Here is a 16,708-nt window from a genome sequence, read left to right on the forward strand (position 1 = left end):
CTCCTCAGATAGGTTTGACAGGGGCAAACCACCCGACGGGTGCGCAGCAAAGCATCACTTGTGCGCAAGGGTGCATAAAAAGCGCCCACTTGGCGAACTGCACAAAGTTTGAGCGAATTATTGAGCGTGTGGCGAAGAAATGCGCAGGGTGAGAACTAGGCGCCAAGCGCCCCAAGCAACAGCTCAAGCGCGTGATCGCGGGCGGAGGCGCGCACCTTGGCGCGGCCCAACGCGCCGAATTCCACCGTTTCCGTGCGGGTGGGATGGCCTTTTTCGGCCAGGCCAAAACAGACGCGCCCCTCGGGTTTGTGTTCAGAGCCGCCTGGCCCCGCGATGCCCGTGATCGCGACGGCCAGATCGGCACGAGAATGTGCCAGCGCGCCATCGGCCATTTCACGCGCGACCTGCTCGGACACTGCGCCCCAATCGGCAAGGGTTTGCGCGCGCACGCCCAGCATCTCGGTCTTGGCGGCGTTAGTATAGGTGACAAAGCCGCGCTCGACGACCGCCGACGACCCCGCGACATCGGTGAGTGCCGCCGCAACCATGCCGCCGGTGCAGCTTTCGGCTGTGGCGACCATCACGCCTTTCGCTTTCGCGGCGTCTAAAACCTGTGCGGCATGGCTCACATCAGCACCGCATGATAAAGACCTGCCAGAACCAGCGTGCAAAGTCCGGCAAACAGCCCCGCCCAAAGATCGTCCAGCATCACTCCCGCCGGATCGCCGCGCCGGTCCGCGCGGCCAACAAGCCACGGCTTGGTGATGTCAAACAGCCGGAACAGCGCGAAAGCCGCAATCGGGCCGGGCCAGACCATCGACATATCGCGCATCCAGAAGCCCGCAGCGGGGAACAGCAGCGCCAGCCACATGCCCGCGACCTCGTCGATCACGATTTCCGAGGGGTCTTCGTCGCCGGGACGCAGCGCCAGCTCGGCGGCGATGGTGACAAAGCCAAGCGCCGTTACCAGAACCGTCGCCACCACCAGCGGCCAGAAGCCCAGATACCGCTCGATCCCCCAGCCGACGACAAGCGCCGCGAGCGACCCCCATGTGCCCGGAGCGGGCTTCATCAGACCGGTGTAGAAGAAGGTGTTGATCAGCGTCAGGCTCTCGCGGTTCATGGGGCTTAGTCCTTGATAAGCGTGGCGGTCGCGATCGAGGCGATGCCCTCTTCGCGGCCGGTAAAGCCTAGCTGCTCGGAGGTGGTCGCCTTGACCGAGATGCGGGTTTCCTCGACCCCCATGATGCGGGCAAGCTCTGCCATCATCGCCCCCGCGTGCGGGCCGATTTTCGGGCGCTCGCAGATCAGGGTCACATCGGCATTGGCAAGGCGAAAGCCCTTTGCGCGCGCAAGATCAATCGCGTGTTTGAGGAATATCTCCGAGGCCGCGCCCTTCCACTGCGGATCGCTTGGCGGGAAGTGCCGCCCGATGTCGCCCTCGGCCAGCGCGCCGTAAATCGCATCCGTCAGCGCGTGCATCCCGACATCGGCGTCGGAATGGCCCTTGAGCTTTTTGATATGCGGGATGCGCACGCCGCAGAGGATGACGTGATCGCCCTCTTCGAATGCGTGCACATCATAGCCGTTGCCCAGTCGAATATCCATGTTTTGCCCCATCTTGGCGCGCGCGCGCGCGAAATCCTCTGCGAAGGTGATCTTCAGGTTGGTCTCGGAGCCGGTCACGATATGCACGTCCAGCCCCGCCGCGCGGGCGATTTCAACATCGTCGGCGGCATCTGCGGGATGGGCGCGATGCGCGGCGAGGATCGCGTCAAAGCGGAAGCCCTGCGGCGTCTGTGCCCGATAAAGCCCCTCGCGCGATTGCGTGCCCGCGACCAGCCCATTCTCTCCGCGCCACAGCGCATCGGTGACGGGCAGGGCGGGGGCGGCGGCCTGCGAATGATCCAGAGCCTCGACAACGCGCGCGATCAGATCCGCGCTGACCAGGGGGCGCGCGCCATCGTGGATCAGCACCTTGTCGATGCCCGCGCCCGCCAGAACCTCCAGCGCGTTGCGCACGGACCCCGCGCGAGATGCCCCGCCTGCGACCAGCGTGACGGCTCCGCCGAAGGTCTGCAATCCGCGCTCCATGTCTTCAGGATGCAGCACCACGACGACGCGATCCAGCCCCGCGAAAGCCGCGACCGTATGTGCCAGAACCGGCTTGCCGTTCAGGTCTTGCCATTGCTTCGGCGTATCCCCGCCTGCACGGGTGCCGCGACCGGCTGCGACGATAATGGCGGCTGTGCTCATGTCCACTCCTGCTTCTGGTATATGGATTTAGGCGATCCGGCCTTTGGGTGCAATCGCGGCGCGTGGTCATGCGATCGGCGGTGTTGCGATTAATAATTAGGCATTTGCTGTTTTGTGCCGCGTTTTGGGCGGGTTCTGTTTGTGATTCTGCGCGCAAGCGACTAATTCGGAGGCACCAACGAAGGAAATCACCGTGGCGATCACGCTTGGACAGTTGACTATCGACCCGCCGGTGCTGCTTGCGCCGATGGCGGGGATCACCGATTTGCCGTTCCGGCGGATGGTGGCGCGGTTCGGCGCGGGGCTGGTCGTCTCGGAGATGGTCGCAAGCGGCGAGATGCTGACGGCGAAGCCATCGGTGCGGGCCAAGGCGCGGACCGAGCTGGGGCTTGATCTGCCGTGCTCGGTGCAGCTTGCGGGGCGCGAGGCGCAGCCGATGGCCGAGGCCGCGAAGATCGTGGCGGATATGGGGGCGCGGATCATCGACATCAACATGGGGTGTCCCGCGAAAAAGGTGACAGGGGGCGCCTCGGGGGCGGCGCTGATGCGCACCCCCGACCATGCGCTGCGACTGATCGAGGCGGTGGTCGGCGCGGTTGACCTGCCGGTGACGCTGAAGATGCGGCTTGGCTGGGATGGGGCCAGCCTCAACGCGGCACAAATCGCGGCGCGGGCCGAGGCGGCTGGCGTGCAGATGATCGTCATTCACGGGCGCACGCGGATGCAGTTTTACAAGGGGCAGGCCGATTGGGCCGCGATCCGCGCGGTTAAGGATGCCGTGCGTGTGCCGGTGGTGGCAAATGGCGACATTACCGATGTGGCCAGCGCGCGTTTGGCGCGCGAGCTTTCGGGGGCGGATGGAGTGATGGTGGGGCGCGGCGCGCAAGGGGCGCCGTGGGTTCTGGCGGAAATCGCCAGTGCGCTGCATGGGGCAGAGGCACCGAAAATCCCGCAAACAAACGCACTTTGTGATTTTATTTCAGAGCATTACGAGTCGATCCTCGGGTTCTACGGGGCTGAGCTTGGCCTGCGCCTCGCGCGCAAGCATCTGGGCTGGTATGCCGAGCGCGTCGATGCGCCCCTGCGTGCAGAGTTGATGGTCTCGGACACGCCTGCAAAAACGCTTTCCCTGATCCGCGACGCCTTTTCGGAAAGGACCGCCGCATGAGCGCCTCGGATACGATCTGGACCTCACTTCCGGTGCCCGCGCTGATTATCGACGGGGCCGATTGCGTTGAGAAGGTAAACCCCGCCGCGGAGTTGTTCCTCAACCTGTCCGCACGGTCTTTGAACGGCAAGAATGTGCTGGAGCGGCTGTCGATTGCGGCGCCCTTGGAAGAGATTTTCCACCGCGTCCGGCATAACCGCTCGGACCTGTTTGTGAACGATGTCGATGTGACGACGGGCGAACGCGCGCCGGTGCAGTGCAACCTTCAGGCCGCGCCTGTTGGGGATGACCCTGACCGTGTGATGCTCTTGATTTCGCCGCGCGAGATTGCCGACCGTCTGGGCCGTGCCTCGATGGTGAAAACGGCGGCGCGGTCTGCAATTGGCATGGCCGAGATGCTGGCGCATGAAATTAAGAACCCTCTGGCGGGGATCGCGGGGGCGGCGCAGCTTTTGTCGATGAACCTGACGGGTGACGATCTGGAACTGACCGATCTGATCGTGGATGAGACGCGGCGCGTGGTGAAGCTGTTAGAGCAGGTCGAGCAGTTCGGAAACCTTCGCCTGCCCGAGCGTAAACCTGTGAACCTGCACGATATTCTGGATCGCGCGCGCAAATCGGCAGAGGTTGGTTTTGGCGCGCATATGCTGATCGAGGAAGATTACGACCCCTCGCTGCCGAACACATGGGGCGATCCAGACCAGTTGACGCAGGTGTTTCTGAACCTGCTGAAAAACGCCTCCGAGGCGGCCAGGGGGCAAGGGCGGATCAGGCTCCATACCTTTTATGATTACGCACTGCGTTTGCGGCGCGAGGATGGATCGGGGCAGGCGCTGCCGTTGCAAGTCGAGATCATCGACGATGGTCCGGGCCTGCCGCCCGACATTGCGGGATCGGTGTTCGAGCCCTTTGTCTCGGGGCGCGAGAATGGCACGGGGCTTGGCCTCGCGCTGGTCTCGAAAATCATCTCGGACCATGACGGCTGGATCAGCGTTGATTCCGCCCCCGGCCGCACGGTGTTCCGCGTTTCCCTTCCCATCGCTCCCAAGGAGGTTTGATCTATGGACGGCACCGTTCTTGTTGCTGATGACGACCGCACGATCCGCACGGTTCTGACGCAGGCGCTGACGCGGGCGGGGTGCAAGGTCCATGCGACGGCCTCGCTGGTGACGCTGATGCGATGGGTCGAAGAGGGCAAGGGCGATCTGGTGATCTCGGATGTGGTGATGCCGGACGGAAACGGGATCGAGGCGCTGCCGAAGATCACCGAGTTGCGCCCCGGTCTTCCGGTGATCGTGATCTCGGCGCAAAATACCATCATGACGGCGATTCAGGCGGCCGAGGCCGAGGCCTATGACTATCTGCCCAAGCCCTTTGACCTGCCCGACCTGATGAAACGTGCCTCTCGCGCGCTGGATATAAAGCGCCGCTCCCGCAGCGCGCCGCGCGAGGAGGGACCAACCGGCGGGATTGGTGACGATCTGCCTCTGGTCGGACGCACAACTGCAATGCAAGAGCTGTATCGCCTTGTCGCGCGGGTGATGAACGCCGATCTTCCGGTTCTGATCGCGGGCGAAAGCGGCACAGGAAAATCGCTTGTGGCCCGCGCGATCCACGATTTTTCTGATCGCCGGACGCTACCCTTTGTGGTGGCGCAGGCTAACGATCTACAAGGTGCCGAGGGGCCATCAATGTTGCTGTCGCGGGCCAAGGGTGGCTCGCTCGTCTTCGACGAGGTGGGCGATTACGACGACGATACGCAGGCGCGGGTGGTGCGGATGCTCGACTCGCTGCCCGAAAGCGCGCCGCGTATCCTTGCGACCACGCAGATCGACCTGACCGGCCCGATGGAGGCCGGGAAATTCCGCCAGGACCTGTATTATCGTCTCTGCGGTGTCACGCTGCATGTGCCTGCGCTACGCGAGCGGGTCGAGGATATTCCGCTTCTGGCCGAGCATTTCCTTGCGCGGGCCGAGCGCGAGGGGCTGGGGCTGCGCCGCCTCTCGAATGACGCCAAGCAACTGGTGCGCGCCTATCCGTGGCCCGGCAATGTGCGTCAGCTTGAAAATACCGTGCGCCGGTTGGTTGTCACCTCGGGCGAGCCAGAGATTACCCGCGCCGAGGTCGAATTCGTGCTTGGCAGCCAGCCCGCGATGGAGCCGTTGCGACAAGGGGGCGAGGGCGAAAAGCTGTCCGCCGCTATTGCGCGCCACCTGCGCCGCTACTTCGATCTGCATGGCGGCGCGCTGCCTGCACCGGGTCTTTATGATCGCATACTGAAGGAAATGGAGGCTCCGCTGATCGAGATCGCGCTGGATGCGACCGGCGGCAATCAGGCCAGATGTGCCGATTTGCTTGGCATCAACCGCAATACCTTGCGAAAAAAGATCACGGATCTCGATATTCAGGTGACTCGCCGTCGCAAACTGATGTAAACAGGCAACAGGGGGCTGTTGCGGATTTACATTACCGGATTCGCGCAAGGCAGCCCGTATTCGATGGGGGCATTCTTGCTGCGACGGCCGCAAACGGCAACTTGGGAGCGACTGGTTCGCCTGCGTCGGCAGCGGCGCGTGAAGAACCTGTTTACGCTGAGCCTTGTTGCGCTTGGGCCTGTGCTGGCGGTGCTGACCTTTACGGTGCTCGGGCCTTTGGGGCAGGGCGCGGATTCGACCGGATTGCGGCTGACTCTGCTGGCGGATTTCATCTATTTTCTGCTGCTCGCGGGGCTGATCGCGATCCGTCTGTTGCAGATGATCGCAGCGCGGCGCGCGAGATCAGCCGGCTCTCAATTGACGCTGCGGCTCACCGGGGTGTTCGCGGGGATCGCGCTTGTGCCGACGGTTCTGGTCGCGCTTTTTGCCGGCTTGACGGTGAATATCGGCCTTGAAGGCTGGTTTTCGGACCGTGTGCGCGAGGTCGTGGGCGCATCGCTCACCGCAGCCGAGGCTTATCAGGAAGAGCACCGGCGCGATCTCAAGGCCGACACGGATGCGCTTGCCTCGTTTCTGAACCTGCGGCGGCAGGCTGCGAATTTCATCTCGGATGGCGACCTGCGCGAATTGCTGACGATCGGGCAGGCAGGGGTTCAGCGTGGCCTGAAAGAGGCCTATGTCATTGATGGTGCCGGAGAAATAATCGCGCGCGGGGATCGTAGCTACCTGTTTGACTACGAACAGCCCACCGCCGATCAGATCAAGCAGGCGGACGGCGGCACCTTGCTGATCGAAGACTGGCCAAACTCCGAGTTCCGGTCGCTGCTCGAACTTGATGCCTATGTCGACCGCTATCTCTATATCTCGCGCGCGGTCGATGGCGAGGTGCTGTCGCTTCTGGATGATACGCGCGAAACTGTCGGGCTTTATCAACAGCTTGAGGCGACGCGCGGGCGGGTTCTGTTCGAATTCGGGCTGGTCTATTTCGGCTTTGCGCTTTTGCTTGTTCTGGCGGCGGTGTGGCTGGGGCTGTGGTTTGCCGAACGCCTTTCGCGCCCGATCGGGCGGCTGGCGCAGGCGGCTGAACGGGTCGGGGCGGGCGATCTTGACGCGCGGGTGATCGAGGAGCAAGGCGAAGATGAAATCGCCACCCTTGGTCAAAGCTTCAACCGGATGACGCGCCAGTTGAAACAGCAGCGCGACGAGCTTGTCGCCTCACATGCCACGACCGAGGAACGCCGCCGGATGTTCGACTCGGTGCTTGGCTCGGTGACGTCGGGGGTGATCGGGCTGGATGCCGAGGGGCGGATCGAGTTCCTGAACCGCTCGGCGATCAAAATCCTTGACCTGGAAAGCGCGCGCGACCATGGCCTTCCCCTAACCGATAGTGTTCCTGAATTCGGGTCTCTTTTCAATCGCTTGAGGGACGGAATTAATGAGGTCGCGCAAGAGGAGATCCGCGTTTCCCGCGGCGGGCGGCTTGAAAGTCTGCTTGTGCGGATGGCCGAGCGGCAGAATACCGAAGGCAGTGCAGAGGGCTATGTGATTGCCTTTGACGATGTAACCGAACTGGTTTCTGCGCAGCGTCTGGCGGCTTGGGGGGATGTCGCGCGGCGCATCGCGCATGAGATCAAGAACCCGCTGACGCCGATCCAGCTTTCGGCCGAGCGGCTGAAGCGCAAGTTCAGCAAAGTTGAGGGCGTCGATCAAGAGGCTCTGGATCAGTATACGGGCGTTATTGTGCGTCAAACCAATGATTTACGACGCATTGTTGACGAGTTTTCTCGCTTTGCGCGGATGCCCGAACCCGACCGGCGCGACTGCGATCTGGCGCAACTCATGCGCGATGCGGTGCTCTTGCAAGAGGGGGCGCTTCATGGGGCCGCGCTGGAGGCCAAACTTCCCACGGGCGAGGTGATCGTCGAGCTTGATGCCACAATGATTTCACAGGCGGTTACGAACCTTATCAAGAACGCCGGAGAAGCCATTGAAAGTCTTTGCGAAAAAGGCGTTCATGACGAATATAAACCGCGCGTTCAGGTTGAGATGGAGGCCGCTCCTGAGCAGATTACGATCCGGATCGCGGATAATGGGGTCGGGTTGCCTCAGGATCGCTCGCGCCTGTTCGAGCCCTATGTAACGACGCGGGCAAAGGGCACCGGGCTTGGCCTGTCGATTGTCAAAAAAATCATTGAAGAACATGGCGGTACGCTGGTTTTGACCGATGCGCCCGCCTTTGAAGAGGGTGCCCATCGTGGGGCGCTTGCTGAAATCCGGTTGCCACGAGCCCGCACGGGGCCGCGTGCAATCACCGAAAGAGCGGGGCTGCCCGCAACGGGGACGACATGAGTGATATTCTGATTGTTGATGATGAAAAAGACATCCGTGAGCTGATCGCGGATATTCTGGGCGACGAGGGCTATGAAACCCGCACGGCGGGCAGCTCGGACGAGTGCATGGACGAGCTGAACGCGAAAGAACCGTCGCTGATGGTTCTGGACATCTGGCTGAAAGACAGCCGGATGGATGGGATCGACATTCTCAAGCACGTCAAACGCGACAATCCCGACGTGCCGGTAATTATCATCTCGGGGCACGGGAACATCGAGATTGCGGTTGCTGCGATCAAGCAAGGCGCTTATGATTTCATCGAAAAACCATTTAATATCGACCAGTTACTTGTCGTTGTTGCCCGCGCGATGGAGACGGCCCGTCTGCGGCGTGAGAACTCTAGCCTGCGCCGTCAGGGCGGCGATCTGGGCGAGATGATTGGCCAGTCAGCCGGCTTTAAGAAGCTGCGTGAACAGCTTGATAAGGTTACAAAATCAAACGGCCGTGTGATGCTGACGGGCGAGCCGGGGTCTGGCAAGGAACTGGCGGCGCGGTTTATCCATGCCAATTCGGGGCGCGCGAATGCGCCTTTCGTCTCGGTGAGTTCGGCGTCCATTGAACCCGAGCGCGTGGAAGAGGTGCTGTTTGGCCGCGAGACGCCCGAGCGCGGGGTTGAAAAAGGGCTTCTGGAGCAGGCGCATGGCGGAGTTGTTTATTTCGACGAAGTGGCCGATATGCCCTTGGGAACACAGTCGAAAATCCTGCGCGTTCTGACCGAGCAACAGTTCACCCGCGTGGGCGGCGCCGATAAGGTGCGGGTCGATCTGCGGGTGATTTCCTCGACCACGCGGGATTTGCGCGGGCTGATCGAACAGGGCAGCTTCCGGCAAGAGCTTTATGACCGGCTGAACGTGGTGCCAATTGCTGTGCCCTCCTTAGCCGAACGGCGCGAGGATGTGCCGCTTCTGGCGCAGTATTTCATCGAAGGGTTCAACCGCTCGCAAGGCCTGCCGCTGCGCGAAATTTCGGAGGAGGCGGCGGCGGTGATCCAGACGATGGACTGGCCGGGCAATATCCGCCAGTTGCGCAATGTGATCGAGCGTATTCTAATCCTGGGTGAAGGCACAGGTCCGATTGAATCCAAGGACTTGCCGCAAGAAAGTGAAGCGTCTGGCGATGACGGTCGGCTGACGCTCAGCGGGCAGTTGGCGACGCTTCCCTTGCGTGAGGCGCGCGAGTTGTTCGAACGCGAATACCTGCTGACCCAGATCAACCGGTTCAGCGGAAATATCTCGCGCACCGCCAATTTCGTCGGCATGGAGCGTTCGGCTCTGCACCGCAAGCTGAAATCCCTTGGCGTTGTGACCAGCACCAAGGCGGGCGCGCGCGTGGCCCATGTCGAAGACGAGCTTGATTGACCGGCTGACCCTCTGGCAATAGACAGGAGGCGACCGAGCCTCGGAGGACTTGCCCATGAAGGTCATTATCTGCGGCGCTGGCCAGGTTGGCTGGCAGATCGCACGCCAGCTTGCCGGCGAGAGCAACGATGTGACAATCGTTGATTCCAACCCCGAGCTGGTGCGGCGCGCCTCTGACACGCTGGATGTGCGCGGCGTTGTGGGCTTTGCCTCGCACCCCGATGTGCTGGATCAGGCGGGGGCGGCGGATTGCGACCTGATTATCGCGGCGACCTATTCGGACGAAGTGAACATGGTCACCTGTCAGGTCGCGCAGTCGGTGTTCGGCGTCACGCGCAAGATCGCGCGGCTTCGGGCGCAATCCTATCTCGCGCCGCAATATTCCGATCTTTACCGGCGCGAGCATCTGCCGATCGACGTGATTATCAGCCCCGAGCGCGAGGTCGCCGAGGCAGCGTTGCAACGCCTTGCGGCCCCCGCGACCTTTGACACCGAGAACTTTCTTGGCGGTGAGGCGCAGCTTTTGGGGATCGCGCTGGATGGCGATTGCCCGGTGCTGAATACGCCCTTGACGCAGTTGACGGACTTGTTTTCCACGCTGCGCGCGATTGTAGTTGGCGTGCGCCGCGAGGGGCGTCTGTTCGCGCCAGAGCCGGGCGATCAGCTTTTCGAAGGCGACCAGATCTACGTCTTCTCTCATGCCAAGGACACTGACCGCACGCTGGAAATCTTCGGCAAGGCGACGCGCAAACAAGAGCGGATCGTGATTATCGGCGGCGGCAATGTCGGGCTTGGGGTGGCGCGCGCGCTTGAGGCGCGCAATGACAAAATCCGCGCCAAGGTGGTCGAGAAAAACCGTGCGATCGCTGAAAAGGCCGCCGATGCGCTGGAGCGCACGATTGTGCTGAATGGTGACGGGCTGAGCGCGGAGCTTCTGGAAGAGGCGAATATCTCGCGCGCGGATGCGGTGCTGGCGGTGACGGATGACGACAAGACGAATATCCTTGTCTCGGTGCGCGCCAAGCAGGCGGGCTGCAAGATGGCGATCACGCTGGTGAACGACCCGACGCTGGCCACGCTGATGGCACCCTTGGACATCGACGCCTATATCAACCCGCGCGCAACGACCGTGTCCTCGATCCTGCGCCATATCCGGCACGGGCGGGTGCAGGGCGTCTATTCGATTGGCGACGCCGAGGCCGAGGTGATCGAGGCGCAAGTCATGGGCACCTCTCCGATCACGGGCAAGCTGGTGCGCGAGGTCGATTTCCCCGAAGGCGTGCTGGTTGGTGCGCTGAAAAAGGGCAACGAGGTGGTCATCGCGCGCGGCACGACCCGCATCGAGGAAGGCGACACCATCGCCATGTTTGTGCTGGCGGCGGATGTGCCCGAGGTCGAGCGCCTGCTGCAAGTCACCATTGATTTCTTCTGATCTGTCATGGAGCGGTTCCTCCTGAGCGTGCAGCGTTTGCCATTGGCCGTCGTCCTGATGGGGATCGGCGCGCTGGCGATGTTCCTGCCCGCCTCTCATGCGCTGGTCTCAAGCGATTACGCCACGGGGCGGCCGTTTTTCTATATGGGTCTGCTGTTCTCGTTCATGACGCTGCTGGTCGGGCTGGCGACATACGGCAATCCGAAGGGGCATCCGGGGCGCGACAATCTGCTGTCACTGATCGCGGCGTTTTTGCTGCTGCCCTTGATGCTGGCAGTGCCGTTTAACGAGGCGGTGCCGGATACGGGGCTGTTCAATAGCTGGTGGGAGATGGTTTCGTCGTTCACCACGACAGGCGGGACGCTTTATGACGCGGGGCGGTTGGCCCCCAGCCTGCATCTGTGGCGCGCGACTGTGGGCTGGCTTGGCGGGTTCTTCATGCTGGTGGTGGCGATTGCGGTGCTGGCGCCTTTGCGGCTTGGCGGGTTTGAAGTGTTTGCCACGGGCGTTATGGGGGGCACGACGGGGGCCGCGCCAATGCGCACCGAACGCGTCGCTGATACCTCCGAGCGGCTGGTCTATTTCGTGATGCAGCTTGCGCCTGCCTATCTCGGGCTGACGGCTGCGCTGTGGATTTTGCTGATCCTCGCGGGCGATCCGGCGCTTGTCGGGCTGGTTCATGCGATGTCGGTGCTTTCGACCTCGGGGATTACGTCACTGCCTGTAGGTGCACATGCGCCCTCGGGGGTGGCGGGCGAGGCGCTGATGCTGGCGTTTTTCGTGCCGGCCTTGTCGCGCAGGCTCTGGCCTGGTGGGGGGGAGCTGCGGGCCTCGGCGCGGATCGGGGATGACCCGGAACTGCGTCTGGCGGCGGGGATCGTGCTTTCGGTGACGGCGCTTCTGGTGCTGCGTCACTGGATCGCGGCGATTGACGTGAAAAGCGCGGCCAATGCGGGATCGGTGTTTTCGGCGCTTTGGGGCGGGCTGTTCACAACGCTGTCCTTCCTGACGACGACGGGATTTGAATCGACCGAATGGAGCGAGGCGCGGCAATGGTCGGGGCTTGGCACCTCGGGGATGATTCTGGCGGGCGTCGCGATTGTGGGCGGGGGCGTTGCAACCACGGCGGGCGGTGTGCGCCTGTTGCGGGTCTATGCGATGATGCGCCACGGCGAGCGCGAACTGGAACGCCTGATCTATCCGGCCTCGGTTGCCGGAGGCGGCACGGTCGAGCGGCGTTTGCGCCGCGAAGGCGCCTATATCGCCTGGATCGTCTTTATGATGTTTGCTTTCGCGATTGCGCTGGTGATGACGGCACTCTCGATCCTTGGTATGTCCTTCGAACCCGCGACGGTGATGACAATCTCCGCCCTGACCAACACCGGCCCGCTGGTCGAGGTCGCGGCCGACAAGCCCCTCGACTGGGCTTTGCTCGATCAGGGGTCCAAGTTCGTTCTGGCGCTTGCGATGGTGCTGGGACGCCTTGAAACGCTTGCCTTTATCGCGCTCTTCAACCCCGAGTTCTGGCGCAACTGATCCCGATCTGCACATAATTCAGGCGGATTTTCGGGCGAATAGTTCTCTAACAGGCTGATTTTGGGTCTGGAATCTCCCCATAGAATACTCATACTGTGAATATGGGCAGGCGATCTGCCCCAATGCGCGACAATAATAAAAGGCAAGAACAATGGCTGCCGATAAACAAAACCTGCAGGACGCTTTTCTCAATCATGTCCGCAAGACCAAGATTCCGGTCACGATCTTCCTGATCAACGGGGTCAAGTTGCAAGGCGTGATTACGTGGTTTGACAACTTCTGTGTGCTGCTGCGTCGTGATGGCCAGAGCCAGCTTGTTTACAAACATGCGATCTCGACGATCATGCCGGGCCAGACGATCTCTCTGTATGAGGGCGAAGACTGAGCGACGCAATTGAATCGCGCGACGGCCCGACGCGGGCCTATGTGCTGCACCCCGCGCTGAAGGGTGCGGCCTCTCGGCGTTTGCCTGAACACGGGCTGGCCGAAGCTGTTTCGTTGGCGGCGGCCTTGCCGGATCTCGATGTTGTCGGCTCCGAAGTGGTGCCGCTGGCCAAGCTGCATCCCGGCCATCTGTTCGGCACGGGTAAGCTGGCCGAGTTGAAAGGCCGGCTGGAGGCGGCCGAGGTCGATCTGGTGCTGGTCGACGGGCCGGTTTCGCCAATCCAGCAGCGCAATCTGGAAAAGCAGTGGGGGGTCAAGCTCCTCGACCGGACGGGGCTGATCCTTGAGATTTTTGCCGACCGTGCGCGCACCCGCGAGGGTGTGTTGCAGGTTGAACTTGCGGCGCTCAGCTATCAGCGCACGCGGCTTGTGCGTGCCTGGACCCACCTTGAGCGCCAGCGCGGCGGACTTGGCTTTGTCGGCGGCCCCGGCGAAACCCAGATCGAGGCCGACCGGCGCGCCATTGACGAACAAGTTATCCGCATCCGTCGCCAGCTTGCGAAAGTCGTAAAAACGCGCGAGTTGCACCGCGCAGCGCGGCGCAAGGTGCCGTTCCCGATTGTCGCGCTGGTGGGCTATACCAACGCCGGAAAGTCGACGCTTTTCAACCGGATGACCGGTGCGGATGTGATGGCGAAGGATATGCTTTTCGCCACGCTCGACCCGACGATGCGGGGGGTGACGCTGCCGTCTGGGCGCAAGATCATTCTGTCCGATACGGTGGGCTTTATTTCTGACCTGCCGCACGAACTGGTTGCCGCTTTCCGCGCGACGCTCGAAGAGGTGCTTGAGGCCGATCTGATCTTGCATGTGCGCGACATTTCGCACCCCGAGACCGAGGAACAGGCCGAGGATGTGGCCGAAATTCTGGAAGGTCTTGGCGTGGACGAGGACGTCACCCTGATCGAGGTCTGGAACAAGATCGACGCGCTCTCGCCCGAAATTCGTGCAGCTCTTCTGGTGCAGGATGCGCGGCGCAGCGAGGTTCAGGCCGTGTCCGCGATCACGGGCGAGGGGCTGGATGCTCTCTTGGCCAATATCGAGGACCGGCTGGCCGAAGAGCGGATCGAAGAAGTGCTTAACCTGCCATTCTCGGCGGGGCGCGCGCGGGCGTGGCTGCATGAGCAGAACGTCGTGCGCGCGGAACGGCAGGGCAAGGACGGCTGGCGGATCAAGGTCAACTGGACCCCGACCCAGCAAAGCCGGTTCATGGCGCTTTAGGCGACAGGCGGGTGATCCCCGCCACCGCCGCGCGCGCGAGCGCGGGGTCAAGCGACATCGGGATATACTCGCCGCGCCGCCATAGCTCGGACAGGTCGTCGTAATGGCGCGAAAGCGGATGGCCCGACTGGCCGGTAGCTGTGATGAACACCGACGAATCCGGATCGGCAAAATCATAGACCCCGCGATAGCCCGCAGCGTGGACATTCGCAAAGGGCGTCTCTCCCGTGCCAGCGGTCACGCCGCGCAGCAGCGTGAAATCGCCGCCCGAGGTCGATTGCCGGATATTCACGATCCAGTTCAGGAAGGGCACACGCCCCAGCACCGGATGGTCGTGCTGCGCTTCATGCGCATCTCCCCACCGCCAGCTTTCGACATTTGGCCCGTAGGTAGCGCTTAGATCAAGCAGTGCCTCGTCCAGCGCGATTCGGGCGATGTCGGTGCAGGTCTCGACCGGCGCGGATTGTTTGACGTCGCACCAGCGAGACGCCCCTTGGGTGTTGCGGAACACGCGTTCAAGGAACAGCGGCTCGATATGGGTGAACTCTTCGGCCAGCGGCCCAAGCTCGTCGCGGATCAGCCGGTTTTGCAGCGCTTTCATCCAGGCCGCATAGATCAGGGGTTCGGGCAGGTGCTCGGACATATCGCCATCCCAGGCCGCCATCAGTTCCAGCGCACGCTGGCGCTGACGCTCGGGGGTGCCATTGGGCGCGGGCGTGCCGGTGAACCACAGATCCGCGCCCACCAGCGGCAGAAGACCCCGCGCGGCAGGGCTGACGCTGTCAAGTTGCGCGGCGATAAAGCTTTCGCGGGTATGCACCTCGCGCTCGCCCATCAGGCGGCTCAGGCGCTGGATGCGCTGGCTGTCGCCCCAGTCGAACGAGACATGCTGTGGGAAGGGGCGATCGACCAGCTTGTTATTCGTGTTCAAAACCAGTTGGCTGGCCGGATTGATAACCTGCGGGTTGTCACTGGCAGGCAGCGTGCCGCGCCAGCGGTTCTCGGGGTTCCAGCCGGGCGCGGGCATCCGGCCTTTTGTCTGGTGGCGCGGGTCACGGTCCGGCATGGCGCCGACCATCACAAGGGCAACGCCATGCGCGTCTGCCAATGTCAGGTTTTGCGCAGGCGCGGTGAAATCTTTTGTCGCAGCAACGGCTTGCGGGATGTTCTTTGCACGCATCAGGCGCATGGCCGCGCTGATCGAGCGATCACGGGCAGATAGCGCCGTCCAGCCAAGCGCTGCCACATGACCGGGCGGCGTCACCGTGGACAGCTTGAAATGGTTGCCGGGCAGGATCGGGCCGTTCGTGCTCCAGCGCAGGGTTACGGTGACGGGATCTGCGTCTTTCACCTCGATAATGGCGCGCCGCGTCTCGAAATCGGCCCAGCCGTCGGGGGTGCGGTATTGCTCGGTATTCTCGGGGTTGACCTGCTCAAGAAACACATCCTGATCGTCCATATAGGCCGAGGTCAGCCCCCAGCCCATTTCCGCGTTGCGCCCTGTCAGAACCAGGGGCAGCCCGGGAATAGTGCCGCCAATCACGCCGCCCGATTTCAGCTCCAGCCGCGCCAGATACCATTGCGACGGCGCGGTCAGCGGCAGGTGCGGGTCATTGGCGAGCAGCGACCCGCCAGCGGCCGAGCGCGTCGGCCCCGCGGCAAAGGCGTTCGAGGCGGCGGCCATCCCGCGTTTGGGAAACGGCATCAGGGGTGGCCATGTGTCGGCTGCATCGGCATGGCGCATGGCTTTCATGCCGGGGAAGAGGGCCGCATAATCGGGCAGGGCGGTAACGCCTGTTCCGGGCATATCGGGCATAATATCGCGCAGATAATCGCCCTTCAGCATGGAAATGCGCGCGCGCAGCACCTCGGTCTCGACCTGTGACGAAAGCTGCACGGCCATCAGCTTCAGGATCGCGATGGAATCGGCGGGGGTCCAATAGGCAACCTCGTTCTTGAACAGCCAGAACTCGGGGGCGCCACGGCCGCGCGCGCCAGAGTTCACCTGCTCGATCCACTGGTTGACCCCGTTGGCATATGCATTCAGCGCGGCAAGGGTTTGCGGGTCCTGCACCTCGACCGAGGTGCGGGCCGCGCCATAGAGGTCCAGCCGGCGCATGAGTTCATCTGTCTTCAGCGTCTCGGCGCCGAATACCTCGGAGAGGCGCCCCTGCACCGTGCGCCGCATCAGCGTCATCTGCCACAGCCGGTCCTGCGCATGGGCAAGGCCAAGCGCGAAGAACACATCATCGTCGGTCTGGCCAAAGATATGGGGAACATCCTCGGTCGAGCGCACAATCTCGACGGGCGCGGAGATGCCACTGACTGTGTAGCCCTCGTTGTAATCGGGCAGAGACCGGGCGGCAAAATAATACAGCCCCATCACGGCGAGGATCGTCGCAATCAGAACAAAAGACACCAGCCGGATCGTCCAGCGGAAAAAGGTGATCATCGCGCTTTTACCCTT

General features: G+C 62.6%; 13 protein-coding genes. 9 read left to right on the forward strand and 4 right to left on the reverse strand.

What is annotated here, in order from left to right; all coding sequences use genetic code 11:
* Positions 1 to 155 precede the first annotated feature (155 nt).
* Genes RYZ20_RS02020 through RYZ20_RS02030 form a run of 3 tightly spaced genes read right to left on the reverse strand, consistent with a single transcriptional unit; the run spans position 156 to position 2,256 of the window.
* Positions 156 to 629, reverse strand: coding sequence for a CinA family protein (locus tag RYZ20_RS02020; RefSeq protein WP_317670202.1), 474 nt, complete (start codon positions 627 to 629; stop codon positions 156 to 158).
* Positions 626 to 1,123 carry a phosphatidylglycerophosphatase A family protein gene (locus tag RYZ20_RS02025; RefSeq protein ID WP_317670203.1) on the reverse strand — a complete coding sequence of 166 codons (498 nt, stop codon included), beginning with the start codon at positions 1,121 to 1,123 and terminating at the stop codon, positions 626 to 628. Before RYZ20_RS02025 ends, RYZ20_RS02020 begins: the two co-directional genes overlap by 4 nt.
* Positions 1,124 to 1,128: 5 nt before the next feature.
* Entirely contained in the window at positions 1,129 to 2,256 is a 1,128-nt protein-coding gene (locus RYZ20_RS02030) for a bifunctional 2-C-methyl-D-erythritol 4-phosphate cytidylyltransferase/2-C-methyl-D-erythritol 2,4-cyclodiphosphate synthase (protein WP_317670204.1), read from the reverse strand.
* A gap of 247 nt (positions 2,257 to 2,503) precedes the next feature.
* Here RYZ20_RS02030 and dusB point away from each other — a divergent pair, with 247 nt between their 5' ends.
* From dusB to hflX, 9 genes are all read left to right on the forward strand, one after another.
* Complete coding sequence (gene dusB / locus RYZ20_RS02035) at positions 2,504 to 3,424, forward strand: tRNA dihydrouridine synthase DusB (RefSeq protein WP_411572318.1); 921 nt, start codon at positions 2,504 to 2,506, stop codon at positions 3,422 to 3,424.
* Positions 3,421 to 4,482, forward strand: a complete 1,062-nt coding sequence (locus tag RYZ20_RS02040) for a two-component system sensor histidine kinase NtrB (protein WP_317670206.1) — start codon at positions 3,421 to 3,423, stop codon at positions 4,480 to 4,482. The genes dusB and RYZ20_RS02040 overlap by 4 nt, the downstream gene beginning before the upstream one ends.
* A 3-nt stretch (positions 4,483 to 4,485) precedes the next feature.
* Positions 4,486 to 5,859: a response regulator gene (locus tag RYZ20_RS02045; protein ID WP_317670207.1), complete on the forward strand. Its 1,374-nt coding sequence runs from the start codon at positions 4,486 to 4,488 to the stop codon at positions 5,857 to 5,859.
* Positions 5,860 to 5,922: 63 nt separating this feature from the next.
* On the forward strand, positions 5,923 to 8,208 hold the full coding sequence (locus RYZ20_RS02050) for a sensor histidine kinase NtrY-like (RefSeq protein WP_317671304.1): 2,286 nt from the start codon (positions 5,923 to 5,925) through the stop codon (positions 8,206 to 8,208).
* Positions 8,205 to 9,608: a nitrogen assimilation response regulator NtrX gene (ntrX, locus tag RYZ20_RS02055; RefSeq protein ID WP_317670208.1), complete on the forward strand. Its 1,404-nt coding sequence runs from the start codon at positions 8,205 to 8,207 to the stop codon at positions 9,606 to 9,608. The genes RYZ20_RS02050 and ntrX overlap by 4 nt, the downstream gene beginning before the upstream one ends.
* 55 nt (positions 9,609 to 9,663) lie before the next feature.
* Positions 9,664 to 11,040 (forward strand): Trk system potassium transporter TrkA, encoded by a 1,377-nt coding sequence (gene trkA, locus RYZ20_RS02060; RefSeq protein WP_317670209.1) that lies wholly within the window; start codon positions 9,664 to 9,666, stop codon positions 11,038 to 11,040.
* 6 nt (positions 11,041 to 11,046) lie between these two features.
* Positions 11,047 to 12,576 carry a potassium transporter TrkG gene (locus RYZ20_RS02065; protein WP_317670210.1) on the forward strand — a complete coding sequence of 510 codons (1,530 nt, stop codon included), beginning with the start codon at positions 11,047 to 11,049 and terminating at the stop codon, positions 12,574 to 12,576.
* Between the two features lie 151 nt (positions 12,577 to 12,727).
* Positions 12,728 to 12,961: an RNA chaperone Hfq gene (hfq, locus tag RYZ20_RS02070; protein ID WP_317670211.1), complete on the forward strand. Its 234-nt coding sequence runs from the start codon at positions 12,728 to 12,730 to the stop codon at positions 12,959 to 12,961.
* Positions 12,958 to 14,241: a GTPase HflX gene (hflX, locus tag RYZ20_RS02075; protein WP_317671306.1), complete on the forward strand. Its 1,284-nt coding sequence runs from the start codon at positions 12,958 to 12,960 to the stop codon at positions 14,239 to 14,241. Before hfq ends, hflX begins: the two co-directional genes overlap by 4 nt.
* Here hflX and RYZ20_RS02080 read toward each other — a convergent pair.
* The gene (locus tag RYZ20_RS02080) at positions 14,228 to 16,693 is read right to left on the reverse strand and encodes a penicillin acylase family protein (protein ID WP_317670212.1); all 2,466 of its coding nucleotides are present in this window, start codon (positions 16,691 to 16,693) and stop codon (positions 14,228 to 14,230) included. The genes hflX and RYZ20_RS02080 overlap by 14 nt on opposite strands.
* Positions 16,694 to 16,708 lie beyond the last annotated feature (15 nt).

It is taken from the genome of Pseudothioclava alba, assembly GCF_033100795.1.
Taxonomy (GTDB): Bacteria; Pseudomonadota; Alphaproteobacteria; order Rhodobacterales; family Rhodobacteraceae; genus Pseudothioclava.